The sequence below is a fragment of the Roseomonas mucosa ATCC BAA-692 genome (assembly GCF_000622225.1).
In the GTDB taxonomy this organism is placed as follows: Bacteria; Pseudomonadota; Alphaproteobacteria; order Acetobacterales; family Acetobacteraceae; genus Roseomonas; species Roseomonas mucosa.
Genome location: NZ_JHWD01000008.1, coordinates 37,263 through 60,920, shown reverse-complemented (window position 1 = coordinate 60,920; position 23,658 = coordinate 37,263). Strand labels below are relative to the sequence as shown.

18 protein-coding genes are annotated in these 23,658 nt (G+C 70.8%); 13 read left to right on the top strand and 5 right to left on the bottom strand.

Annotated features, from left to right (window positions below; genetic code table 11):
• Positions 1 to 124: 124 nt before the first annotated feature.
• Complete coding sequence (locus tag BT98_RS0110175; protein WP_019460859.1) at positions 125 to 1,156, bottom strand: aspartate-semialdehyde dehydrogenase; 1,032 nt, start codon at positions 1,154 to 1,156, stop codon at positions 125 to 127.
• A gap of 131 nt (positions 1,157 to 1,287) precedes the next feature.
• On the opposite strand from BT98_RS0110175, the gene BT98_RS0110170 reads away from it, so the two are divergent.
• The 13 genes from BT98_RS0110170 to BT98_RS0110110 all read left to right on the top strand — a co-directional run bounded on the left by BT98_RS0110170 (position 1,288) and on the right by BT98_RS0110110 (position 19,518).
• Entirely contained in the window at positions 1,288 to 2,703 is a 1,416-nt protein-coding gene (locus BT98_RS0110170) for a M16 family metallopeptidase (protein ID WP_019460860.1), read from the top strand.
• The gene (locus BT98_RS0110165) at positions 2,700 to 4,019 is read left to right on the top strand and encodes a M16 family metallopeptidase (RefSeq protein ID WP_019460861.1); all 1,320 of its coding nucleotides are present in this window, start codon (positions 2,700 to 2,702) and stop codon (positions 4,017 to 4,019) included. Before BT98_RS0110170 ends, BT98_RS0110165 begins: the two co-directional genes overlap by 4 nt.
• Before the next feature lie 143 nt (positions 4,020 to 4,162).
• Positions 4,163 to 5,803, top strand: coding sequence for a glucose-6-phosphate isomerase (pgi, locus tag BT98_RS0110160; protein ID WP_019460862.1), 1,641 nt, complete (start codon positions 4,163 to 4,165; stop codon positions 5,801 to 5,803).
• 47 nt (positions 5,804 to 5,850) lie between these two features.
• Positions 5,851 to 6,858: a Gfo/Idh/MocA family protein gene (locus tag BT98_RS0110155; RefSeq protein WP_027297207.1), complete on the top strand. Its 1,008-nt coding sequence runs from the start codon at positions 5,851 to 5,853 to the stop codon at positions 6,856 to 6,858.
• A 108-nt stretch (positions 6,859 to 6,966) separates the two neighbouring features.
• Positions 6,967 to 8,133, top strand: a complete 1,167-nt coding sequence (locus BT98_RS0110150; RefSeq protein ID WP_019460864.1) for an amidohydrolase/deacetylase family metallohydrolase — start codon at positions 6,967 to 6,969, stop codon at positions 8,131 to 8,133.
• Positions 8,134 to 8,434: 301 nt separating this feature from the next.
• Positions 8,435 to 9,628 (top strand): cell division protein ZapE, encoded by a 1,194-nt coding sequence (zapE, locus tag BT98_RS0110145; RefSeq protein WP_026033136.1) that lies wholly within the window; start codon positions 8,435 to 8,437, stop codon positions 9,626 to 9,628.
• 18 nt (positions 9,629 to 9,646) lie between these two features.
• The gene (locus BT98_RS0110140) at positions 9,647 to 10,195 is read left to right on the top strand and encodes a hypothetical protein (RefSeq protein WP_126281893.1); all 549 of its coding nucleotides are present in this window, start codon (positions 9,647 to 9,649) and stop codon (positions 10,193 to 10,195) included.
• Positions 10,196 to 10,512: 317 nt separating this feature from the next.
• Positions 10,513 to 11,466: a malate dehydrogenase gene (mdh, locus tag BT98_RS0110135; protein ID WP_019460867.1), complete on the top strand. Its 954-nt coding sequence runs from the start codon at positions 10,513 to 10,515 to the stop codon at positions 11,464 to 11,466.
• Positions 11,467 to 11,523: 57 nt separating this feature from the next.
• On the top strand, positions 11,524 to 12,717 hold the full coding sequence (sucC, locus tag BT98_RS0110130; RefSeq protein WP_019460868.1) for an ADP-forming succinate--CoA ligase subunit beta: 1,194 nt from the start codon (positions 11,524 to 11,526) through the stop codon (positions 12,715 to 12,717).
• Positions 12,718 to 12,720: 3 nt separating this feature from the next.
• Positions 12,721 to 13,611 carry a succinate--CoA ligase subunit alpha gene (gene sucD, locus BT98_RS0110125; protein WP_019460869.1) on the top strand — a complete coding sequence of 297 codons (891 nt, stop codon included), beginning with the start codon at positions 12,721 to 12,723 and terminating at the stop codon, positions 13,609 to 13,611.
• Between the two features lie 237 nt (positions 13,612 to 13,848).
• A complete protein-coding gene (locus tag BT98_RS0110120) occupies positions 13,849 to 16,731 on the top strand; it encodes a 2-oxoglutarate dehydrogenase E1 component (protein WP_019460870.1) in 2,883 nt (960 codons plus the stop codon).
• A gap of 22 nt (positions 16,732 to 16,753) precedes the next feature.
• A complete protein-coding gene (gene odhB / locus BT98_RS0110115; protein WP_019460871.1) occupies positions 16,754 to 18,001 on the top strand; it encodes a 2-oxoglutarate dehydrogenase complex dihydrolipoyllysine-residue succinyltransferase in 1,248 nt (415 codons plus the stop codon).
• A 194-nt stretch (positions 18,002 to 18,195) separates the two neighbouring features.
• Positions 18,196 to 19,518 carry an LLM class flavin-dependent oxidoreductase gene (locus BT98_RS0110110; RefSeq protein WP_037250408.1) on the top strand — a complete coding sequence of 441 codons (1,323 nt, stop codon included), beginning with the start codon at positions 18,196 to 18,198 and terminating at the stop codon, positions 19,516 to 19,518.
• 399 nt (positions 19,519 to 19,917) lie between these two features.
• Here BT98_RS0110110 and BT98_RS0110105 read toward each other — a convergent pair whose 3' ends face one another.
• The 4 genes from BT98_RS0110105 to BT98_RS0110090 are packed head-to-tail and all read right to left on the bottom strand — an operon-like array spanning position 19,918 to position 23,658.
• Positions 19,918 to 20,895: an ABC transporter ATP-binding protein gene (locus tag BT98_RS0110105; RefSeq protein WP_019460873.1), complete on the bottom strand. Its 978-nt coding sequence runs from the start codon at positions 20,893 to 20,895 to the stop codon at positions 19,918 to 19,920.
• Positions 20,892 to 21,926, bottom strand: a complete 1,035-nt coding sequence (locus tag BT98_RS0110100) for an ABC transporter ATP-binding protein (protein ID WP_019460874.1) — start codon at positions 21,924 to 21,926, stop codon at positions 20,892 to 20,894. The genes BT98_RS0110105 and BT98_RS0110100 overlap by 4 nt, the downstream gene beginning before the upstream one ends.
• Positions 21,923 to 22,717, bottom strand: a complete 795-nt coding sequence (locus BT98_RS0110095) for an ABC transporter permease (protein WP_019460875.1) — start codon at positions 22,715 to 22,717, stop codon at positions 21,923 to 21,925. The genes BT98_RS0110100 and BT98_RS0110095 overlap by 4 nt, the downstream gene beginning before the upstream one ends.
• Positions 22,714 to 23,658 (bottom strand): ABC transporter permease, encoded by a 945-nt coding sequence (locus tag BT98_RS0110090; RefSeq protein ID WP_019460876.1) that lies wholly within the window; start codon positions 23,656 to 23,658, stop codon positions 22,714 to 22,716. The genes BT98_RS0110095 and BT98_RS0110090 overlap by 4 nt, the downstream gene beginning before the upstream one ends.

The following is a 23,658-nucleotide window of genomic DNA, read 5'->3' as shown; positions in this document are numbered from 1 at the left end:
AATTGCGGCGGTTCCGCCCTTTTGGGCGGCCCTCCTTCCACCTCCTCTTCCCGCCCGGAGCGCATGCCTGGATTGTGCTGCGGTGCGGGATGGGCGGGTGCCCATCCCCTCCGACTCGGCCGGTTCAGGTGGCGCCGTGGCCGAGCAGGCCCTGGCGGTGCATCTCCTCGGCGATCTGCACGGCGTTCAGCGCCGCGCCCTTGCGCAGGTTGTCGGAGACGCACCAGAAGGCCAGGCCGTTCTCTACCGTCGGGTCCTGGCGGAGACGGGAGACATAGACCGCATCCTCTCCGGCGCATTCGATCTGGGTGACGTAGCCGCCATCCTCCCGCTGGTCGTGGACGATGAGGCCCGGGGCCTCGCGCAGCGCCTCGCGCGCCTGCTCCACGGTGACCGGGCGCTCGAACTCCACATGCACCGCCTCCCCATGGCCGATGAAGACGGGCACGCGCACGGCGGTGGCGAAGACCTTGATGTCCGGGTCGAGGATCTTGCGGGTCTCGACCGCCATCTTCCACTCCTCCTTGGTGGCGCCGTCGTCCATGAACCGGTCGATATGCGGGATGCAGTTGAAGGCGATGGGCTTGGTGAACTGCTCCGGTGCCGCGGCATCGTTCACGAAGACGCCGCGGGTCTGGGCGAAGAGCTCATCCATCGCCTCCTTCCCCGCGCCGGAAACGGACTGGTAGGTCGAGACCACCACGCGGGTGATCCGCGCCAGGTCGTGCAGCGGCTTCAGCGCCACCACCATCTGGATGGTGGAGCAGTTGGGATTGGCGATGATGCGGCGCTTGCGGAAGCCCTTCAGCGCCTGCGGGTTCACCTCCGGCACCACCAGCGGCACGTCCGGCTCCATGCGGAACTGGCTGGTGTTGTCGATCACCACGCAGCCGGCCTCGGCGGCGCGGGGGGCGTGGATGGCGGAAACCGAGGCGCCCGGGCTGAACAGGGCGAGGTCGGTGCCGTGGAAGTCGTACTTGTCCAGGCTCTGGACCTTGAGGACCTTGTCCTCCCCGAAGGAGACCTCGGCCCCGGCGGAGCGGCCGGAGGCGAGCGCCACCACCTCGCCCACCGGGAACTGGCGCTCGGCCAGGGTCTTGAGCATCTCGCGGCCCACCGCCCCGGTGGCGCCGACGACGGCGACCTTGTAGCTCATCTCTGTTCCAGTCCCTCTGTGTTTCGCGCGATCGGCGGGAAAGGCGGCACTTAGGGCGCCGCTCCGGGCCGCCGCAACCCCGGGGAGTTGATCCCTCTCCGGGTGGCCACCGGGGCATGGTGGAAAAATCAATGACCTTCCGCCATCTTGGGATGGACATGTCCCTGACCCGACGTGCCGCGCTCGCCGCGGCGGCCAGCCTGCCCCTCGCCCCGCCCGCCCTGCGGGCCCAGCCCCCGGAAGGCGCCCCCGCCGGGGAGAAGCGCCTGTTCGATGCCGGGCTCTGGCGCCTGCCCAACGGGCTGCGCGTGGCCCATATCGAGAACCGCCGGGCGCCGGTGGTGGCGCATTACCTCTATTATGGCGTCGGCGCGGGGGACGACCCGGCCGGGCGTTCCGGCACCGCCCATTTCCTCGAGCACATGATGTTCAAGGGCAGCCCGAAGGTCGCCTCGGGCGAGTTCAACCAGCGCGTGGCGCGGGAGGGCGGGCAGGACAATGCCTATACGTCCCGCGACGTGACCGCCTATCACCAGACGGTCGAGGCCTCCCGCCTCCAGCTCATGGCGATGATGGAGGCCGACCGGATGCGCGAGGTGACGCTGCCGGAGGCGGAGGTCGAGCCGGAGCGCAACGTGATCCTGGAGGAGCGGCGGCAGCGCACCGACGCCAATCCGCGCGCCCGGTTCCAGGAGGCCTATGGCGCCGCGATGTGGGGGCCGCAGCACTGGCACGGGCGGCCGATCATCGGCTGGCAGGAGGATATCCGGGCGATCACGCGGCAGGACCTGCTGGATTTCCACAGCCACTGGTATGCGCCGGGAAACGGCGTGCTGGTGGTCTGCGGCGCGGTCGGTGAGGATGAGCTGCGCCGGGTGGTGGAGGCCGAGTATGGCGGTATCCCTGCCCGCGAGCTGGCGACCCAGGCGCCCGGCCGTGGCCGCGCCGCGCCGCCCGAGGCACCGCTGGAGGCACGGCTGGTGCGCAACGACGCCCAGGTGCGGGAGGCGCAGTACCTGCGTTCCTGGATCGCGCCGACCCTGACCTGGGGCGAGACCGGCCTGGCCGAGCCGCTGGAGGTGCTGGCGCATCTCTTCGGCGGCGGCGCGGGATCGCGGCTGCACCGGGCACTGGTGGAGACGGGGATCGCCGTCTCGGCCGGATGCTACTACGACTCCGACGATCTCGGCGCCGGCACGCTGATGCTCTATGCCACGCCCCGGCGCGACGTCGCCCCGGCGAAGCTGGAGGCGGCGATGGAGGCCGAGGTGGCCAGGCTGCTGGACCAGGGCGTGACCGAGATGGAGGTCGCCCGCTCCAGGCGGCAGGTGACGGCGGGCGCGCTGCTGGCGCTGGACGGGCTGGGCGCCGCGCCGCGCATGTTCGGCCATGTGCTGTCCGTCGGGCTGGGGCCGGAGGTGGTGGAGTTCTGGCCCACCCGCATCCGCGCCGTGACCGAGGCCCAGGTGGCCGCCGCCGCCCGTTCCGTCTTCACCCATCCCTCCATCACGGGCTGGCTGCTGCCCGAGGGCGTGAGCGCATCGTGACCTCCTCTTCCCTGACCCCGCCGCCCTCGCACCCGCAGGCCGGCTTCTCCCTGCCGATCCGCGAGGTCACGGCGCCGGGCGGGCTTTCCGCCTGGCTGGCCGAGGATCATTCCGTGCCGGTGGTCTCGCTGGCCTGGAGCTGGTCGGGCGGCGCCTCGCTCGATCCCGAGGGGCAGGAGGGCGCCGCCGCCCTGGCCGCCGCCCTGCTGACCGAGGGGGCGGGCGACCTGCCCGCCGCGCAGTTCCAGGATGCGCTGCGCGATGCGGCGATCGGGCTGTCCTTTCACGGCGACCGCGACGGCTTCGAGGGTGGCTTCCGCGCGCTGGGCGACGCGCTGCCGGAAGCGGTGCGGCTGGCGCGGCTGGCCATGCTCTCGCCGCGCTTCGATGCTGAGGCGGTGGAGCGGGTGCGGGCCCGGGCCATCGCTGGCGCCCGGCAGCAGCTCGAGGGGCCGCGCGGGCAGGCGAACCGCGCCTTCTGGGCGCAGGCCTTTCCCGGCAGCCCCTATGGCCGGCCGCCCGGCGGCACGGCGGAAAGCCTCGCCGCCCTGCCCGTGGAGGCGATCCGTGCCGCGGCCGCGCGGCACCTGCGCCGGGACGGGCTGGTGATCGCCGCCGCCGGGGCGATCGCTCCTGAAGCCTTCTCCGCCCTGCTGGCCGAGGTCTTTGGCGGGCTGCCGGAAGGTGGGGCGCCCGAGGCGCCGCCGCTGCCGGACTTCGTCCTGCCGGCCCTGGCCGGGCCGGCGCCAGGAGGGGGGGCGGTGGTGGTGCCGGTGGATGCGCCGCAATGCGCCGTGCTGTTCGGCCAGCCTGGACTGCCGGTGCGCGACCCGGACTGGGAGGCGGCGCAGGTGGCGCTGCGCGTGCTGGGCGGGGGTGGCTTCTCCTCCCGCCTGATGCAGGAGGTGCGGGTCAAGCGTGGCCTGTCCTATGGCATCGGGGCCGGGCTGGACGTGATCGCGGGGCAGGGCCTCGTGACCGGCTCCGTGGCCACGGAGAATGCCCGCGTCACCGAGACGCTGAACGTGCTGCGCGCCGAATGGGCGCATATGGCGGCGGAGGGGCCGACGCAGGCGGAGCTGGAGGAGGCCGTGTCCTACCTCACCGGCAGCCTGCCGCTGCAGTTCACCGACAGCCGCCGCACCGCCTCCATCCTGATGGGCCAGCGCCGCAACGGCCGCCCGGCGGACTGGCTGGCGAAGCGGCCGGAACGGCTGGCGGCGATGACCCGCGATGGCGTGGCCAGGGTGGCGGCGCGCGTGCTGCAGCCCGGCCGCCTGGGCGCCGTGGTGGCGGGGAAGCCGGAAGGGATCTGATCCGCGCGGGGCGGGGCCGGGCGGGGCTGTGGCCGCCGCCAGGCACAGGCATGCAACGCCCGCGCCCGCTCCCGCGCTGGGTCAGGCGAGATTGCCCGTGCGGAGCGGGCCTGACGGACCGGAAGTGAGGGAAAGGGAATCGCATGCCGCAGGATGCCGACGCCACCGCGAAGTGGACGGAGATCGCATCCCTGGCGCGGGCGCCGGGGGCTTCGGCGATCCGGCCGCTCTTTGCCGCCGATCCGGGCCGGGCGGAGCGGTTCACCTTCCATGCCGATGGGGTGACGCTGGACCTGTCGAAGACCTCGCTGAGCCCGGAGGTGCTGCGGGCGCTGCTCGGCCTGGCGGGCATGCGCGACGTGGCGGGGCGGCGCCGGGCCATGGCGTCGGGGGAGCGGATCAACGCGACCGAGGACCGCGCCGTGCTGCACATGGCGCTGCGGGCACCGCGCGGCACCTTCCGGGCGCTGGAGCGGGACGGGGCGGAGGATGCCTCGGCCAGCGTGAACGACACGCTGGAGGCGATGCGGGCCTTCACCCTGCGGACCCATGCGGACCAGCCCTATACGGATGTGCTGAACATCGGCATCGGCGGCTCCGACCTCGGACCGCAGATGGTGGTGCGGGCGCTGCACCGGCATGACAGCCCGATGCGGGCGCACTGGCTCTCCAACGCCGACGGCCATGCCTGGGAGGCGCTGCGCCACCAGCTCGACCCGGCGCGGACGCTGGTGCTGGTGGCCTCCAAGACCTTCACCACCGCCGAGACCATGTCCAACGCGCATCTGGTGCGGGACTGGCTGCGCGCCGCGCTGGGGGAGGCGGGCGATCGGCATCTCGTGGCGCTGTCCACCAACCGGAAGGCCACGGCGGCATTCGGCGTGCCGGAGGACCAGGTCTTCGGCTTCCGCGACTGGGTGGGCGGGCGGTTCAGCCTGTGGTCGGCGGTGGGGCTGTCGATCGCGCTGTCCTGCGGCTGGCGGGCCTTCGAGCGGCTCCTGGCCGGGGCGCGGGCGATGGACGAGCATTTCCTCGCCGCGCCGGATGCGGAGAACCTGCCGCTGCTGATGGCGCTGGCCGAGGTCTGGCATGTGGACGGGCTGGGTTACGGCACCCGCGCGGTGCTGCCCTATGACGAGCGGCTGGCGCGCTTCCCGGCGCATCTGCAGCAGCTGGAGATGGAGTCCCTCGGCAAGCGCGTGACGATGGAGGGGCTGCCGGTGGCGCACAACACCGGGGCGGTGGTCTTCGGCGAGCCGGGGACCAACGCGCAGCATTCCTTCATGCAGCTGCTGCACCAGGGCACCACGCCGGTGCCGGCGGATATCGTGCTGGTGGCGCGGCCGGACCACCATTTCCCGGCCAGCCACCGGCTGCTGCTGGCCAACGGGCTGGCCCAGGCCGAGGCGCTGCTGCGCGGCCGCGACGCCGAGGAGGTGCGGGCGGAGATGCTGAAATCCGGCAGGTCCGCGGCGGAGGTCGAGGCGCTGCTGCCGCACCGGCTCTTCCCCGGCGACCGGCCGAGCACGACCATCCTGATCCCGGAGCTGACGCCCTTCACCCTGGGACAGCTCGTGGCGCTGTACGAGCACAAGGTCTTCTGCCTCGGGGCGCTGTGGGACGTGAACGCCTTCGACCAGTGGGGCGTGGAACTGGGCAAGCAACTGGCCAGTGCGATCCTGCCGGAGCTTTCGGGGCCGGTGGGGCCGGGGCATGACGGTTCCACCGCCGCGCTGATCGGCGCGCTGAAGCGGCTCTGGCCGGAAGGAACGGGCCAGGGATAGGCTTTTCCCCGGGGTGCCCGGCCGTGGCACCGGGAGGGGAGGGCATCATGGAACGGATCGGCGTCGCGATGGTGGGGCTGGGCCCCGCCGCCCAACCACATGCGCGCAGCCTGCTGGACCTGTCGGACCGGGCCGAGGTCGTCTGGGCCGCCAGCCGGACGGAGGAGCGGGCGGCGGCTTTCGCGCGGGACTTCCCTTTTCCGGTCACGACGGATATCGGGGCCGCCATCGCCGATCCGCGCGTGCGGGTGGTGCTGGTGCTCACCCCGCCGGCGGCGCATCTGGAGGTGGCGCGGCGCTGCCTCGATGCCGGCAGGCATGTGCTGGTGGAGAAGCCGCTGGAACTGGATGCGGCCAGGGGCGCGACCCTGGTCGAGGCCGCGCGGCGGGCCGGGCTCTGCCTCGGCGTGATGCTGCAGCACCGTTTCCGTCCGGCCAGCCTGCGGCTGCGCGCCGTGCTGGAGAGTGGGGCTCTGGGTGCTGTGCAGGCGGCCTCGATGGCCGTGCCCTGGTGGCGGCCGCAGAGCTATTACGACGAACCGGGGCGCGGCACCCTGGCGCGCGATGGCGGCGGCGTGCTGCTGACCCAGGCGATCCACACGCTGGACCTGTTCCGCTCCCTGGTCGGGATCGGCGCGGTCACGGCAGCGGAGGCGCGCACCACGGCGCTGCACCGGATGGAGGCGGAGGACTATGTCGCCGCGCTGCTGCGGCTGGGCAATGGCGCGCCGGGGGTGCTGACGGCCACCACCGCCTTTCCGCCGGGGCAGCCGGAGCGGATCGAGGTGATCGGCGCCGCGGGCTCGGCCAGCCTGGTCGGCGGGGCGCTGGACCTCGCCTGGGCGGATGGGCGGCGGGAGCGGGTGGAGGCCGAGGGCAGCACCGGCAGCGGGGCGAACATCATGGACTTCCCGCATGATGCCCACCGGGCGCTGATCGCCGACTTCCTGGAGGCCTGCCGCATGGGGCGCCCACCCGCCGTTTCCGGGGAGGAGGCGCTGGAATCGCAGCGCTGGGTGGAGCGGATCCTGGCCCGGGCGGCGGAGAGCGGGTGACGGAATCGCCCCGGGACGCATTTGCAGCCCTGGCGAAGGGTTCTACGGTCCGCAGCCGCCTGCGGGCCGCCCTTTGCCGCGGCCGCTGTTCCTGGGAGTCCTCTGTCCATGTCCTATGACCTCATCCTCACCGGCGGGCGGGTGATCGACCCGTCGCAGAAGATCGACGGTGTCATGGATGTCGGCTTCTCCGGCGGCAAGGTCGCGAAGCTGGGCAAGGGGCTGGAGGCCGGGCCGGAAACGGATGTGCGCGACGTATCGGGGTATATCGTCTCGCCCGGGCTGATCGACCTGCACACCCATGTCTATGACGGCGGCACCTCGCTCGGCATCAATGCGGAGCATTTCGCGCGAATCTCCGGCGTCACCACCGCCGTGGACACGGGCAGCGCCGGGCCGGGCAACTGGCCGGGCTTCCGCCACCATGTGATCGAGCGCAGCCAGGTGCGCATCCTGGCCTATCTCCATGTCTCCCATGCCGGCATCTACGGCTTCTCCAAGCGCGTGATGGTGGGCGAGAGCGGTGACCTGCGCATGATGAACCCGATCGAGGCGGTACAGGTGGCCGATGCCAACCGCGACCTGATCGTGGGCATCAAGGTACGGGTCGGTCTGCATGCCTCGGGCAATTCCGGCACGGTGCCGCTCGACATCGCGTTGCAGGTGGCCGACGAGACCGGCCTGCCGCTCATGGCGCATATCGACCATCCGCCGCCGAGCTACGAGGAGGTGGTGGAGCGGCTGCGGCCCGGCGACATCCTGACGCATTGCTTCCGGCCCTTCCCCAATGCGCCGATCACCGCCCAGGGCCGGGTGAAGCCGGTGGTGCTGGCGGCGCGCGAGCGGGGGGTGATCTTCGACATCGGGCATGGCCAGGGCAGCTTCGCCTTCAGGACGGCGCGCGCCATGCTGGCCAACGGCTTCCCGCCGGACACCATCTCCTCCGACGTGCATGCGCTCTGCATCGACGGCCCGGCCTTCGACCAGGTGACCACCCTGTCGAAGTTCCTTTGCCTCGGCATGCCGCTGGACGAGGTGATCGCCCGTTCCACCGTTGAGCCGGCCAGGGCGCTGAAGCGGCCCGAGCTCGGTTCGCTGAAGCCGGGCAGCGCGGGCGACGCCACCATCCTCTCGGTGAAGGAGGGGAGTTTCGACTACGTGGACGTGACCGGCGAGGTGCTGAACGGCGACCGCCGCATCCTGTCCGAGGGCGTGGTGATCGGCGGGCGCTGGTGGCACCCCCAGGAGGCCGGCGCCTTCAGGCGCGCCGCCTGATCCGGACAACGGGATTCGCCGCGGCGTTGCACCGTCCCAGGTGAAAGGCGCCGCCTTTCACCTGGGACCCCCTATCCGCCAGGACCCTGCGGGCCACCAGGAAGCGCAACGCTGAGCGGGACCCGCCACCGGCGTTCCACGGGGAACAGGATGCGCCTCTGGCGGGCAGGTCAAAGGCAGGGCAACGAAATTCGCGCTGAAACACGGGGTTGAGGCGTTTTCTTCAACTGTCGTGAAAGTTACGGCCGTCCGTCATCACGCGGTTGCGATAAACGGTTCGGCGGTCTAGGACACTGTTCCGATGGACGGATCGTTGTCGGGCAGTCTCGCTGACGCCCCGGCTCCCCAGGGGGAAGGGCCGCTTCCCGCTTACCGGAACAGGGTGGCGGCGGGCAATCTGCGCCCCGATCCGGCGCAGGAAAAGGCGGCGGAGCGGCTTCAGGACCTGTGGCAGCGCATCCGGGGCTACGATCCGAAGCCCCTGGCCGGGCCGCCGGCCGAGGGTGGCGGGCTGTTGGGCCGGCTGTTCCGGCGCAGGCCCGCGGCCGAGACGCTGCCGGAGGCGCCGAAGGGCCTGTACCTCGTGGGCGAGGTCGGGCGGGGCAAGTCCATGCTGATGGACCTGTTCTTCGACACGGCCCAGGTGGCACGCAAGCAGCGCATCCATTTCCACCAGTTCATGCAGGACAGCCACCGGCGCATCCATCTGTGGAAGCGGGAGAATCCGGGCGGCGACGACCCGATTCCGCCGCTCGCCGACAGCATCGCCGCCAAGGCCGCGCTGCTCTGCTTCGACGAGTTCCAGGTGCATGACATCACCGACGCCATGATCCTGGGGCGGCTGTTCGGGGCGCTTTTCGCGCGTGGGGTGGTGGTGGTCGCGACATCCAACACGGCGCCGGAGGATCTGTTCAAGGGCAAGCCGGGCCGGGACGCCTTTCTGCCCTTCATCGCCCTGATCCAGGCGCGGACCGAGCTCCTGTTCCTGGATTCGCGGCAGGACTACCGGCGCGACCGGGGGCGATCCCTGACCACCACCTGGCACAGCCCGGATGATGGGCGGGCGGAACGCGCGCTGGACGCGGCCTTCCGAGAGCTGACCGGGCGGGACCATGGGGAGCCCGCGCGGATCGAGATGCCGGGCCGCAGCTTCACCGTCCCGCAGGCGCATGGGGGCGTCGCGCGGGCCGGTTTCGACGAGCTCTGCGGGGTCTTCCTGGGGCCGGGGGACTACCTGGCGCTGGCGAAGCGCTTCCATGCCCTGGTCCTGGACGGGGTGCCGCGGCTCGGACCGGAGAATTACGACAAGGCGCGTCGCTTCATCACGCTGATCGACGCCCTGTACGAGCACCGCTGCAAGCTGGTGGCCAGTGCCGCCGCGCAGCCGGACACTCTCTATGAGCGGGGGGAGAACGCGCAGATGTTCCAGCGCACCGCCTCCCGCCTCATGGAGATGCAGAGCCGGGAATACCTGGCGCTGCCGCATCTCAACTGACGCATGAAGGGGGAAGACATGCGCCGTAGATCCGTTTGGGGGAAGTTTCTGTTCGTGCTGGCGGGCTGTGGCCTGGCGGCGGTGCTCGGCGCGGGGAATGCCGATGCCGCCCGCAAGGGCAGCGACAGCCATCGTGGCACGCAGGTGACGCGGAGCGTCAAGGCGAAGCCGGCGACCGGCCGGCGGGTGGCCAGCGCCGCGCCGTCGTTGCGCCGCGTGTCCGCCGGCACCGCCACCGGGCGTGGCAAGGCGACCGCCAGCCGCTCCGCGCGCGGCTCGGCCAAGGCCGGGGGCGGCGGGCGCCAGGTGGTGGCGGGCAGGCAGATGAGCCGTTCCGAGATGAAGGCCGTGGCCTCCGGCACCTGCCTGCGGCGGGATGCGCGGGGCAACTGCACGGGCGCGCGGCTGGCCAGCTTCGCCTCCTCCGCCCGGGCGGCGACGCCGCGCCGCAGCGTCTGGCACGCCGGCCTGCCGGCGCCGGATGCCGAGCAGATGGCCTGCCCCGAGGGCACGCTGGCCACGCTGGCCCGGGGCCATACCGACACGATCCGCTGCATGCCGCTCTGACCGGCAAAGGGCCGGAAAGGGGGAGGGGGTTCCTCCTTTCTGGCCCGGATGGACGGAACCAAGCGGCTTTTCGCCTTGATTGCAGTAGGTTACGGCCCGCTCCCGGCATTCCGGGAGCGGGCCGTTCCGATTCCGGCAAGCGGTTCCATGGGCGGTTGAGGGGCGGGGGATGGGCGGAGGTTGCCTCCGTGCCCGGACAATCCTCTGTTGCATTTGCGAAGAGGCTGGCGGCGACGCCTTGTCGGGCCGTGTCCACGGGTCTAATCGGTCCGGCGGCCTTTCCACATACGGACGGTCCTTTTTCATAAGGAAACCCCATGGCCCGCAAGAAGATCGCGCTGATCGGCGCCGGCAACATCGGTGGCACCCTCGCCCACCTTATCGGTCTCAAGGAACTCGGTGACGTCGTCATGTTCGACGTCTTCGGTGGCGTGGCGGCCGGCAAGGCCCTGGACATCATGCAGTCCAGCCCGGTGGACGGCTTCGACAGCGCCATGTCGGGCGGGTCCGACTATGCGGCCATCGCGGGCGCGGACGTCGTCATCGTCACCGCCGGCTTCCCCCGCCAGCCGGGCATGAGCCGCGACGACCTGCTCACCAAGAACGCCGGCGTGATGGGCCAGGTGGCCGAGGGCATCAAGCAGTATGCTCCGGACGCCTTCGTGATCTGCATCACCAACCCGCTGGATGTGATGGTCTGGGCGCTGCAGCAGAAGTCCGGCCTGCCGGCGCACAAGGTGGTGGGCATGGCGGGCGTGCTCGACAGCTCCCGCTTCCGCCTCTTCCTGGCCGAGGAGTTCAAGGTCTCGATCGAGGACGTGACCGCCTTCGTGCTGGGCGGCCATGGCGACACGATGGTGCCGCTGACCCGCTACTCCACCGTGGCGGGCATCCCGGTGCCCGACCTGGTGAAGATGGGCTGGACCACCCAGGAGAAGATCGACGCGATCGTGGCCCGCACCGCCAATGGCGGCGGCGAGATCGTGAAACTGCTGGAGAAGGGCTCCGCCTTCTACGCCCCGGCGGCTTCCGCCGTGGCCATGGCCGAGGCCTACCTGAAGGACAAGAAGCGCGTCCTGCCCTGCGCCGTCATGCTGAACGGCGAGTACGGGCTGAAGGACTTCTACGTGGGCGTGCCGGTGGTGATCGGCGAGGGCGGCGTGGAGCGGATCGTCGAGGTCCAGTTCACCCCGGAGGAAAAGGCGGCCTTCGACAAGTCCTGCGACGCGGTGAAGAAGCTGGTCGAGGACTTCAAGAAGCTCGGCGTCTGAGAAACCTGGGCCGGGGCGATCCCGGCCCTTTCCGCATCCAGAGAGCGGGGATTCCGTATGAACATCCATGAGTACCAGGGCAAGGAGCTGCTGCGCCGCTACGGCGTCGCGGTGCTCGACGGCTACGTCGCCAGGACCCCGGAGGAGGCCGAGGCCGCGGCGAAGAAGCTGCCGGGCCCCGTGGTGGTGGTGAAGTCGCAGATCCATGCCGGCGGGCGCGGCGCGGGCCGCTTCAAGGACGACCCGAACGGCAAGGGCGGCGTGCGCGTCGTCAAGCCGGAGGCCGCCAAGGAAGCCGCCGCCGCCATGATCGGCCATACGCTGGTCACCAAGCAGACCGGCGCCGAGGGCAAGGTCGTCAACCAGGTCTATGTGGAGGCCGGCTGCGACATCAAGCGCGAGCTGTACCTCTCCATCCTGCTGGACCGCGAGACCTCGCGCATCACCGTGATGGCCTCGACCGAGGGCGGCATGGAGATCGAGGAGGTCGCCGAGCACCAGCCGGAGAAGATCCTCAAGGTCGCCGTCGATCCGGCCACCGGCATCCAGGGCTGGCACGCGCGCAAGCTCGCCTTCGGCCTCGGGCTGGAGGGCAAGCAGGTCGGCGTCTTCACGAAGTTCGTGACGGCCATGTACCAGGCCTATACCGACCTCGACATGGCGATCGTCGAGATCAACCCGCTGGTGGTGACCGGCGCGGGCGAGGTCGTGGCGCTCGACGCCAAGGTCTCCTTCGACGACAACGCGCTGTTCCGGCACAAGGACCTGGAGGCCCTCCGCGACGAGACGGAGATGGACCCCAAGGAGCTGGACGCCGCCAAGAACGACCTGAACTACGTCGCGCTGGATGGCGAGATCGGCTGCATGGTGAACGGCGCCGGCCTGGCGATGGCCACCATGGACATCATCAAGCTCTATGGCTCCTCGCCCGCGAACTTCCTCGACGTCGGCGGCACCGCGACGGCCGACCGCGTGACCGAGGCGTTCCGGATCATCACCTCGGACAGCAACGTCAAGGGCATCCTGGTCAACATCTTCGGCGGCATCGCCAAGTGCGACATGATCGCCTCGGGCATCGTGCAGGCCGCCAAGAACCTGACCCTGAAGGTGCCGCTGGTGGTGCGCCTGGAGGGTACGAACGTGGACCTCGGCAAGAAGATCCTGGCCGAATCGGGGCTTGCCATCATCCCCGCGGACAACCTCGCCGACGCCGCCCAGAAGGTGGTGGACGCCGTGAAGAAGGCGGCCTGAACCATGGCTATCCTCGTCGACAAGCACACCAAGGTGATGACCCAGGGGTTCACCGGGTCGCAGGGCACCTTCCACGCCGAGCAGGGCATCGCCTACGGCACCAACTACGTGGGCGGCGTGACCCCGGGCAAGGGCGGGCAGACCCATATCGGCCTGCCCGTCTTCAACACGGTGGCCGAGTGCGTGGAGAAGACGGGCGCCGATGCCTCCGTCATCTACGTGCCGCCGCCGTTTGCCGCCGACTCGATCCTGGAGGCCATCGCCGCCGAGGTCCCGCTGATCGTCTGCATCACCGAGGGCATCCCGGTGCTGGACATGGTCAAGGTCAAGCGCGCCCTGGACGGTTCCAAGTCCCGCCTGATCGGGCCGAACTGCCCGGGCGTGATCACCCCGGAAGCCTGCAAGATCGGCATCATGCCGGGCTACATCCACAAGCGCGGCTCGGTGGGCGTGGTCTCCCGCTCCGGCACCCTGACCTATGAGGCGGTGGCGCAGACCACGGCCGCGGGCCTCGGCCAGTCCACCTGCGTGGGCATCGGCGGCGACCCGGTGAAGGGCACGGACTTCCTGGACGTTCTCCAGATGTTCCTGGCGGACCCCGAGACCAAGCAGATCGTGATGATCGGCGAGATCGGCGGCCAGTCGGAGATCATCGCGGCCGAGTTCCTGGGCCAGGAGAACAAGCCCGGCTCCAGCAACTACAAGCCGGTCGTGGGCTTCATCGCCGGCGCCACGGCGCCTCCGGGCCGCCGCATGGGCCATGCCGGCGCGGTGATCTCGGGCGGCAAGGACACCGCCGAGGCCAAGATGGATGCCATGCGTTCCGCCGGCATCTTCGTGGCCGACAGCCCGGCCGCGCTGGGCTCGACCATGATGAAGGCCATCAAGGGCTGAACCGTCCGGCCTGAACCGCTCCGGGGCCCGGCCCCGGGGCACTTCCCCTTTCGGGGAACCCCCGCGGCCGGGGGGCGGGACCTTCTTCCGCAACGCGGGCCTGATCCGCCTGTCGCGGGTGCCATCCTCCGGCCATGGTCACTATGTTTACGGACGTCGCCGCAGTATAGCGGCGGCGTTCTTGCATGTCGTCAGCCGGCTGGCCCGACGGAGGGTCGGCTCGCAGGAGGAAGACCGATGCCTGGTGTGGACATCCTCGCGACCGCGATGACGGGGGCGAATGCCGCCTTCCTCGCGGATCTCTACGCGCGTTGGGTGGAGAAGCCCGACAGCGTCGATCCGTCCTTCCAGGAGCTCTTCGCGGCCCTGAACGACGATGCCCGCGCCGTGCTGGAGGATGCCTCCGGCGCCTCCTGGGCCCCGCGCCCGCGCGGCGGCTTCGCCCCGGAGGAGCCCGCCCCGGCCCCGGCGAAGGGCGGCAAGGGTGCCGCCCCGGCGGCGGCCCCGGGCGCCAGCCGCCAGGAAGTGCTCGATTCGCTGCGCGCCCTGATGCTGATCCGCGTCTATCGCGTGCGCGGCCATCTGGAGGCCGACCTCGATCCGCTGGGCCTTCAGAAGAAGAAGGCTCATGCCGAACTCGACCCGGCGAGCTACGGCTTCACCGAGGCCGACTACGACCGCCCGATCTTCATCAACGGCGCGCTGGGCCGCGAGACCGCCACGCTGCGCGAGATCATGGCGACCCTCCGCGCCTCATACTGCGGTTCGATCGGCACCGAGTTCATGCACATCCAGGACCCGGACCAGAAGGCCTGGATCCAGAGCCGCATCGAGGGCGCGCCCTGGAAGGCCAGGGATGCCTTCAGCAAGGCCGAGAAGGCCGCGATCCTGGAGGACCTGACCGAGGCCGAGGGCTGGGAAGCCTTCTGCGCCAAGAAGTATGTCGGCACCAAGCGCTTCGGCCTGGAGGGTGGCGAGGCCACCATCCCGGCGGTGCAGGCGGTGATCGAGACAGGCGCCAAGGACGGCGTCAACGAGGTGGTGATCGGCATGGCCCATCGCGGCCGCCTGAACACGCTCGTGAACGTGGTGCGCAAGCCCTACGTCCAGCTCTTCTCCGAGTTCAAGGGCGGCTCCGCCAACCCGGACTCGGTGCAGGGTTCGGGCGACGTGAAGTACCACCTGGGCACCTCCACCGACATCGAGATCGAGGGCCGCAAGGTCCATCTCTCGCTGCAGCCGAACCCCTCCCACCTGGAATGCGTCGATCCGGTCGTGGCCGGCAAGGTGCGGGCGCGCCAGGACATGGCGGGCGACACCAAGAGCCGGAAGTCCGTGATGGGCATCCTGCTGCACGGCGACGCGGCCTTCGCCGGCCAGGGCGTGGTCTATGAGACCCTGGCGATGAGCCAGCTCATCGGCTACCGCACCGGCGGCACGGTGCATGTCGTGACCAACAACCAGATCGGCTTCACCACCACCCCGGCGCATGCCTATTCCGGCCTCTACTGCACGGACGTGGCCAAGTCGGTGCAGGCGCCGATCCTGCACGTGAACGGCGACGATGCCGAGGCCGTGGTCTTCGCCGCGCGCCTCTGCACCGAGTTCCGCCAGCAGTTCGCGGTGGATGTGGTGCTCGACATCGTCTGCTATCGCCGCCATGGCCACAACGAGACGGACGAGCCGGCCTTCACCCAGCCGCTGATGTATGCCCGCATCAAGGAAACCCCGACGGCGCGCGCCAAGTACGCGAAGCAGCTCGTCGAGGAGGGCTCGCTGGCCGAGGCCGACGTGCAGGGCATGCTCGACGCCTACAACGCCAAGCTGGAGGACGCCTTCCAGGCCTCGGCGAGCTTCAAGCCGAACAAGGCCGACTGGCTGGAAGGCCACTGGGCCGGGCTGAAGGCCCCGACCGACGAGACCGCCGATTCCGAGTACGAGACCGCGGTGTCCCTCGACACGCTGCGCGAGGTGGGCGGCGCCCTGGCCCGGGTGCCGGCCGAATTCAACGTGAACCCGAAGATCGCCCGCCAGCTCGAGGCCAAGAAGAACGCCATCGAGACCGGCGAGGGCATCGACTGGGCAACCGGCGAGGCCCTGGCCTTCGGCAGCCTGCTGCTGGACGGACACCGTGTGCGCCTGTCCGGCGAGGATGTGCAGCGCGGCACCTTCTCGCAGCGGCATTGCGTGCTGATCGACCAGAAGGACCAGTCCGAATACGTCCCGCTGAACAACATCCGCGAGGGTCAGCCACGTTTCGACGCCTTCAACTCGCTGCTCTCCGAGTTCGGCGTGATGGGCTTCGACTACGGCTACTCGCTGGCCGACCCGCAGACGCTGGTGCTCTGGGAGGGCCAGTTCGGCGACTTCGCCAATGGCGCGCAGGTGATCATCGACCAGTTCATCGCCTCGGCCGAAACGAAGTGGCTGCGCATGTCCGGCCTCGTGCTGCTGCTGCCGCACGGCTATGAGGGCCAGGGTCCGGAGCATTCCTCCGCCCGGCTGGAGCGCTACCTGCAGCTCTGCGCCGAGAACAACATGCGCGTGGTGAACATCACCACCCCGGCCAACTATTTCCATGCCCTGCGCCGGCAGATGAAGGCCAACTACCGCAAGCCGCTGGTGCAGATGACGCCGAAGTCGCTGCTGCGCCACAAGCTGGCGGTGAGCAGCCTGAGCGAGTTCGGCCCCGGCACCGGCTTCCGCGCCGTGATCCCCGAGATCGACGCGATCGCGCCGGAGGAGGAGGTCAAGCGCGTCGTGCTCTGCACGGGCAAGGTCTATTACGACCTGCTGCAGGCGCGCCGCGACGCCGGGGCGAAGGATGTCGCCATCGTCCGGGTGGAGCAGATGTATCCCTTCCCGGCGAAGGCCCTGGCCACCGTCCTCGCGCCCTACAAGAAGGCCGAGGTGATCTGGTGCCAGGAGGAGCCGGAGAACATGGGAGCCTGGACCTTCATGGACCGGCGCCTGGAGAAGGTGCTGAAGGGCCTGGACATCGCGGCCAAGCGGCCGGACTACGTGGGCCGTGCCATCGCGGCGAGCCCGGCCACCGGCCTGGCGAAGACGCATGCGGAGCAGCAGCAGGCCCTGGTGGGGCAGGCTCTCGCCCTTTCCTGACGAGACGGAACGAGAAGAATCCATGAGCGATATCCTGGTCCCCACCCTGGGCGAGAGCGTCAGCACCGCGACCGTGGCGCGCTGGCTGAAGAAGGCCGGCGAGGCGGTGAAGGCTGACGAGCCGCTGGTGGAGCTGGAGACCGACAAGGTCACGGTCGAGGTCAACGCGCCGGAAGCCGGCGTGCTGGAGGCGATCGCCGCCGACGAGGGCGCCGAGGTCGAGGTCGGCGCGCTGCTGGGCTCCATCGCCGCGGGCTCCGGCGCCGCGGCCGCCAAGCCGGCGGCCGCCTCCACCGCCGCGCCGGCGGCCCCGAAGGTCGAGGAGCCGCGCCCGGCTTCCGGCCCCGTGTCCCGCCCGGGCGGTGTCGAGACGCCGACCAAGGGGGGCGAGCACGCGCCGCTGCCGGCCGCCGCCAAGATGATGGCGGAGAAGGGCGTCTCCGCCGAGCAGATCGGCGCCGGCTCGGCCAAGGACGGCCGTATCGCGAAGGGCGACGTGCAGGCCTTCCTGAACCGTCCGGCCTCCGAGCCGGCGAAGCCCGCCGCGCCGAAGGCGCCGCGCGCGCCGCAGGCGGGCGAGGAGCGGGTGAAGATGACCCGCCTGCGCAAGACCATCGCCAACCGGCTGAAGGAGGCGCAGAACACCGCCGCCATGCTGACCACCTTCAACGAGGTGGACATGTCGGCCGTGATGGCGCTGCGCGCCGAGTACAAGGACGCCTTCGAGAAGAAGCAGGGCACCAAGCTCGGCTTCATGTCCTTCTTCGTGAAGGCCTGTGTCGCCGCCCTTCAGGAATGGCCGGCGGTGAACGCGGAGATCGACGGCGACGACGTCGTCTACAAGAACTTCGTGAACATGGGCATCGCGGTCGGCGGGCCGAACGGCCTCGTCGTGCCGGTGCTGCGCAACGCGCAGGAGCTGTCCTTCGCGGAGATCGAGAAGGCGATCTCCGGCTTCGGCAAGCGTGCCCGTGACGGCCAGCTGAAGCTGGAGGAGCTGGCCGGCGGCTCCTTCACCATCACCAATGGCGGCATCTACGGCTCGCTGATGAGCACGCCGATCCTGAACCCGCCGCAGTCGGGCATTCTGGGCATGCACAAGATCCAGGAGCGCCCGATGGCGGTGGGCGGCAAGATCGAGATCCGTCCGATGATGTACCTGGCGCTGAGCTACGACCACCGGATCGTGGACGGCAAGGAGGCGGTGAGCTTCCTGGTCCGCGTGAAGGAAGGCATCGAGGACCCGCGCCGCCTGATGCTGGGCCTCTGAGGCCGACGCCGCCGGGGCAATGCCCCGGTGGATGCGAGGAAGGAGGGCGGGAGCTTCGGCTCCCGCCCTTTTTTCATGGCTGGCGCCGCCGCGCGGGGCTCCGGCGGCGCCATGGCTGGAAAGACGGTGGGCACGTCTCCAGATCCCCGGGGAACCGACCGGCAATCCCGCCGGATCGGGCGGGGGAATCCTCAATGGCCCGACAGTTGCACCTGGGCGCCTTCATGCGCCCCGTGGCCATCCACACCGGTGCCTGGCGCTATCCTGGCGCCTGGCCGGACGCGAACTTCAACTTCGCGCATCTGCGCCATCTCGCGCGCCGGCTGGAGGAGGCGAAGTTCGACGCCTTCTTCATGGCGGATCATCTGGCCGTGCTGGACATGCCGGTGGATGCGCTGAAGCGCAGCCACACCGTCACCTCCTTCGAGCCCTTCACGCTGCTGTCCGCCCTGGCGGGCGCGACGGAGCGGATCGGGCTGGTGGCGACCGCCTCGACCACCTTCGACGAGCCCTATCACATCGCCCGGCGCTTCGCCTCGCTCGACCATCTCAGCGGCGGCAGGGCGGGGTGGAACATCGTCACCACCGCGAATCCAGATGCGGCGCTGAATTTCGGTCAGGACACGCAGATGGAGCACGATGCGCGCTATGACCGTGCGCGCGAGTTCTACGATGTGGTCACCGGCCTCTGGGACAGTTTCGCCGACGATGCCTTCCTCCGCGATGCGGAAAGCGGGATCTATTTCGACCCGGCACGGATGCATGTGCTGAACCATCACGGACCCCATCTGAATGTACGCGGGCCGTTGAACATCGCGCGGCCGGTGCAGGGCTGGCCGGTCATCGTGCAGGCGGGCGCTTCCGAGGCGGGGCGGCAGCTTGCGGCCGAGACGGCGGAGGTGGTGTTCGGGGCCTCGCCGAATCTGGAAGCCGGCAAGAGCTTCTACCGCGACGTGAAGGGCCGCATGGAGGCACTGGGGCGCGACCCGGACCACCTGAAGATCCTTCCCGCGGCCTTCCTCGTCGTGGCCGACAGCATCGAGGAGGCGCAGGAGGAGCGTCGCCGGCTGGATTCCCTGGTGCATTACGACAGCGGCATCGCCTCGCTGAACGGGATGCTGGGCCATGACGTTTCCGGCTACGACCCGGACGGGCCGCTGCCCGAGATCCCCGAGACCAATGCCAGCCGCAGCGCGCGGGAGCGGATGGTCGAGCTGGCGCGGCGGGAGAACCTCACGATCCGGCAGCTCGCCCAGCGGGCCGGCAGCTATGCGGGGCTCGCCTTCGTCGGCACGCCGCGCAGCGTCGCGGACGAGATGGAGCAGTGGCTCGTGGAGCGTGGCTCCGACGGGTTCAACGTCATGTTCTCCTGGCTGCCCGGCGGGCTGGAGGCGGTGGTGCGGAAGCTGGTGCCGGAACTGCAGCGGCGCGGAATCTTCCGGCGCGACTATGCGGGGCAGACGTTGCGCGAGCATCTGGGCCTGCCACGGCCGGGGAACCGGTTCTTTCCGGGTTGAGTGGCCGGGTTCCGGCGGGAATGCGCGATTCGGCGCCGTGCTGCCGGGCTGGCCCCGGGGAAGAGGCTCCGCCTCTCCGCCCGGCCCCCCCCTCTCCGCTGGGGACATGAGCATGTCCCCAGACCCCGGCTTGAGTTGGCGCCGGTGGTGGCCGTCAGTTCCAAGGGACGAGCCGGCAGGGCTGGCGGACACAGTGGGGTGCCGGAAACGGCACCGGGTGGCACCCGCAGTTGCCGGAGAGCCATGCTCTCCGGCGCGATCTGGCGGCAGTGCGAGCCAACTGACGGCAGGTCCAGGAGCCACCGGCTCCTGGCGGATGGGGGTTACGGGGGAAGGCGGAGCCTTTACCCCGGGCCAGAGGCACAACGGCGGCCCATTCCGGCACGAGCTGCGGCGGCTCTATCCCGGGAAGTGGCAGGCCACCGGCCAGGGCCCCTGGCGGACGGTCAGCTCCGGCACATCCGCCGAGCAGCGCGGGAACTGAGCGATCGGGCAGCGGGTGTGGAAGGCGCAGCCGGAGGGCGGGGCGAGGGGGCTCGGCACCTCGCCCGAGATCGGCGCCGGGCGCGGGGCGGCGGAGGGGTCGAGGCGGGGCACGGCGGACAGCAGGGCGCGGGTATAGGGATGGCGGGGCGCAGCGAAGAGGCGGCGGGTCGGGCCTTCCTCCACCACCTTGCCCAGGTACATCACCACCACGCGCTCGGAGAGGTGGCGCACCAGCCGCAGGTCATGGGTGATGAAGACCAGGGTAAGGCCCAGCCGCTCGCGCAGCTCGGCGAAGAGGTTCACCACGCCGGCCTGCACGGAAACGTCGAGGGCCGAGACCGGCTCGTCGGCCACGATCATCTCCGGCTCCACCGCCAGGGCGCGGGCGATGCCGATGCGCTGCCGCTGGCCGCCGGAGAATTCGTGCGGCCGGCGCGAGGCGGCCTCGGGCGGCAGGTTCACCGAGGCCAGGAGCTCCGCCACCCGCCCGGCGATCTGCGGGACCGGCACGATGCCGTGGACGCGCAGCGCCTCGCCCAGCGTCTCGCCCACGGTCAGGCGCGGGTTCAGGGAGGTGTGCGGATCCTGGAACACCATCTGCGCGCGGCGGTGGAAGCGTCGGCGGGTGGCTCCGCGCAGGGCGGCCAGATCGTCGCCGCCAAAGCTCACCTGCCCGCCATCGGGAGAATCCAGCCCGACCAGCAGGCGGGCCAGGGTGGACTTGCCGCAGCCGGATTCGCCGACGATGCCCAGCACCTCGCCCCGACGCACCGCGAGCGACACGCCGCGCAGCGCCTGCACGCGCCCGCCCCGTGGTGCCCTGAAGCTGCGCGTCGCCTCGCTGACGCGGAGCAGCACCTCCGGCGGCGTGAACTGGAGGACGGCGCTCATCGTTCCTGCTCCATCCATCGCGGCGGCAGGAGATCGGCGGCGAGGCAGGCGGCCAGATGGTCCGGCTCCACCGATTCCAGCGCCGGCACGCCGGCCTCGCAGCCCGCCATCCGCCAGGTGCAGCGGGGGGCGAAGGCGCAGCCCGGCGGCATCCGCAGCGGCGAGGGTGGCGTGCCGGGCACGGGGCTGAGGCGGCCGCCCTCGTTTTCCTCGCCCGGCATGGCACCGAGCAGGGCGGCGGTGTAGGCGTGGCGCGGATGGGCGAAGAGGCCGGCGGCGGGGCCGCTTTCCACCACCCGCCCGGCATACATCACCGAGACCCGGTCGCAGGTTTCGGCCACCACGCCCAGGTCGTGCGTGACCAGGATCATGGCCATGCGGTGCTCCTCCACCAGGCGGCGCAGCAGGCGCAGGATGCCGTCCTGCACCGTGACGTCGAGCGCCGTGGTGGGCTCGTCGGCCAGCAGCAGCCGGGGGCCGGGGGCCAGGGCGATGGCGATCATCGCGCGCTGGCGCATGCCGCCGGAGAATTCATGCGGGTAGGAGCCCAGGCGCTCGCGCGGGCTGGGGATGCCGACCTCGGCCAGGAGCTGCTCCGCCCGCTCCCGCCGCGCCGCGCGGCCGAGGCGCGGGAAATGCGCCTGCAGGCTTTCGTCGATCTGCGCGCCCACGGTCATCACCGGGTTCAGTGCCAGTCCGGGCTCCTGGAAGATCATCGCGACCTCCCGCCCCCGCACCTGCTGCAAGGCGCGGGGCGGCAGGGCCAGGAGGTTCCGGCCATTCCACAGCACCTCGCCGGCGATGCGGGCCTTGGGCGGCAGCAGGCCGGGGATGGCGCGCAGGGACACGCTCTTGCCGCTGCCGCTCTCGCCCACCAGCCCCAGGATCTCGCCCGGCGCCACGGCGAGGTCGACGCCGTGCACGATCGGCAGCGGCCCCATGGCGACGCGCAGGCCGCGCACCCGCAGCCCCTCGCCGGTGGCGGGCGCGGCGGCGGATGCGGGCGGCGTCAGGGTTCCCGCCGCCGTCAACGCCGGATGTCCATGCGGTCCGCTAGCCCATCGCCCAGGAGCGAGAAGCCGAGGCCGCAGATCACCACGGCGACGCCGGGGAAGATCGCGATCCAGGGCGCCTGGGTCAGGAAGTTCTTGCCGTCCGCCACCAGCACGCCCCATTCGGCCTCCGGCGGCTGTGCGCCCAGGCCGAGATAGCCGAGCGAGGAACCGAGCAGGATGGCCAGCGCCATGTCGGAGACGGCATAGGCGAGGACCGGCCGCACCGCATTGGGCAGGACGTGGCGGCCCAGGATGCGCGCGGTGCCGTAGCCCAGGCCGCGCGCCGCCGAGATGTGGTCGGTGGCGGCGACCACCGCGACCTCGCCCCGCATCAGGCGGGCATAGGGGACCCAGCCGGCGATGGCGATGGCGATGTACATGTTGGTCAGGCCCGGGCCGAGTACCGCGACGATGGCGATCACCAGCACCAGGAAGGGAAAGGTGACCACGAGGTCCATGGCGCGGCCCAGCAGCGTGTCGGCGATGCCGCCGAGATAGCCCGCCATCAGGCCCAGGAAGCCGCCGACGACCATCGGTCCGGCCACGGCGAGCACGGCGATCTCCAGGTCCACCCGCGCGGCCCAGACGGTGCGGGACAGCACGTCGCGGCCGAACTGGTCGGTGCCGAAGGGGTGCTCCCAGGAGGGCGGGGCCATCAGCGCGTTGTAGTCGAAGAAGAGCGGGTCGAAGGGGGCGATGAGCTGCGGCACCAGGGCGCAGAGCACCACGATGCCGAGGATCGCGCCGCCGAGGGCCAGCGCCCTCATGAGCGCCTCCGCTGCGTGGCGCGCGGATCGAGCCAGGCGACGGTGAGGTCGGTCGCCAGGAAGGTCAGCGAGACCAGCACCGCCAGCACCAGGGTCAGCCCCTGCACCACCGGGTAGTCGCGGGCGAAGATGCTGTCCACCATCAGCCGCCCCACGCCTGGGATGGCGAAGACGCTTTCGGTGATCACCGCGCCGCCCAGCAGCCCGCCGATCTGCAAGCCGACCAGGGAGACCGTGGCCGCCGCCGCGGGACGCAGGACATGGGAGCGCATCACCACGGATTCCGGCAGGCCCTTGGAGCGGGCGAAGGCCACATGCTCCGCCCGCAGCGTGCCCAGCAGCGAGGCGCGCAGCGAGCGCGTCGCCACGGCGGTGAAGGAAAGGGCCAGCGTCAGGGCGGGGAGGAAGAGGTGGTAGATGTGTTCCAGCGGCGTGTCGCCATAGCCGCCCACCGGGAAGATCCGCCACTGCGCCGCGAAGAGGGTGAGCAGCAGCAGGCCCAGGAAGAAGATCGGCGCGCTGAGGCCGACCTGGAGGCCGCTGCGCACCGCCACATCCTCCCACCGCCCGGCGCGCAGCGCGGCGATGAAGGCGAGCGGCAGGCTGAGCAGCAGCGACAGGATGATCGCCATCAGTGTCAGCAGCAGCGTGGCCGGCAGGCGCTCCGCCACCAGTTGCAGCACCGGCACGCGGGCGCCGATCGACATGCCCAGGTTGCCTTGCGCCAGCAGCGTCACATAGGACCAGAACTGTTCCGGCACCGAGCGGTCCAGCCCCAGCTCGGCGGTGAGGCGCGCCACGGCCTCGTCGGTGCCGCGTTCCCCCAGCATGGCCGAGACGGCGTCGCCCGGCATGGCGCGCGCCAGGAAGAAGACCGCGACCACCGCCAAAGCGAGGGTCGGCAGCATCTGGCCGATGCGGCGCAGGGCATAGCGCAGCAC

Bases quoted from the DNA above. Each gene is read 5' to 3' on its own strand.
- BT98_RS0110120 (WP_019460870.1), top strand. From the start codon at position 13,849: ATGCCTGGTGTGGACATCCTCGCGACCGCGATGACGGGGGCGAATGCC.
- mdh (WP_019460867.1), top strand. From the start codon at position 10,513: ATGGCCCGCAAGAAGATCGCGCTGATCGGCGCCGGCAACATCGGTGGC.
- BT98_RS0110095 (WP_019460875.1), bottom strand. From the start codon at position 22,717: ATGAGGGCGCTGGCCCTCGGCGGCGCGATCCTCGGCATCGTGGTGCTC.
- BT98_RS0110175 (WP_019460859.1), bottom strand. From the start codon at position 1,156: ATGAGCTACAAGGTCGCCGTCGTCGGCGCCACCGGGGCGGTGGGCCGC.
- zapE (WP_026033136.1), top strand. From the start codon at position 8,435: ATGGACGGATCGTTGTCGGGCAGTCTCGCTGACGCCCCGGCTCCCCAG.
- BT98_RS0110150 (WP_019460864.1), top strand. From the start codon at position 6,967: ATGTCCTATGACCTCATCCTCACCGGCGGGCGGGTGATCGACCCGTCG.
- BT98_RS0110155 (WP_027297207.1), top strand. From the start codon at position 5,851: ATGGAACGGATCGGCGTCGCGATGGTGGGGCTGGGCCCCGCCGCCCAA.
- pgi (WP_019460862.1), top strand. From the start codon at position 4,163: ATGCCGCAGGATGCCGACGCCACCGCGAAGTGGACGGAGATCGCATCC.
- odhB (WP_019460871.1), top strand. From the start codon at position 16,754: ATGAGCGATATCCTGGTCCCCACCCTGGGCGAGAGCGTCAGCACCGCG.
- BT98_RS0110140 (WP_126281893.1), top strand. From the start codon at position 9,647: ATGCGCCGTAGATCCGTTTGGGGGAAGTTTCTGTTCGTGCTGGCGGGC.
- sucC (WP_019460868.1), top strand. From the start codon at position 11,524: ATGAACATCCATGAGTACCAGGGCAAGGAGCTGCTGCGCCGCTACGGC.
- BT98_RS0110105 (WP_019460873.1), bottom strand. From the start codon at position 20,895: ATGAGCGCCGTCCTCCAGTTCACGCCGCCGGAGGTGCTGCTCCGCGTC.
- BT98_RS0110170 (WP_019460860.1), top strand. From the start codon at position 1,288: ATGACCTTCCGCCATCTTGGGATGGACATGTCCCTGACCCGACGTGCC.
- BT98_RS0110110 (WP_037250408.1), top strand. From the start codon at position 18,196: ATGGCCCGACAGTTGCACCTGGGCGCCTTCATGCGCCCCGTGGCCATC.
- sucD (WP_019460869.1), top strand. From the start codon at position 12,721: ATGGCTATCCTCGTCGACAAGCACACCAAGGTGATGACCCAGGGGTTC.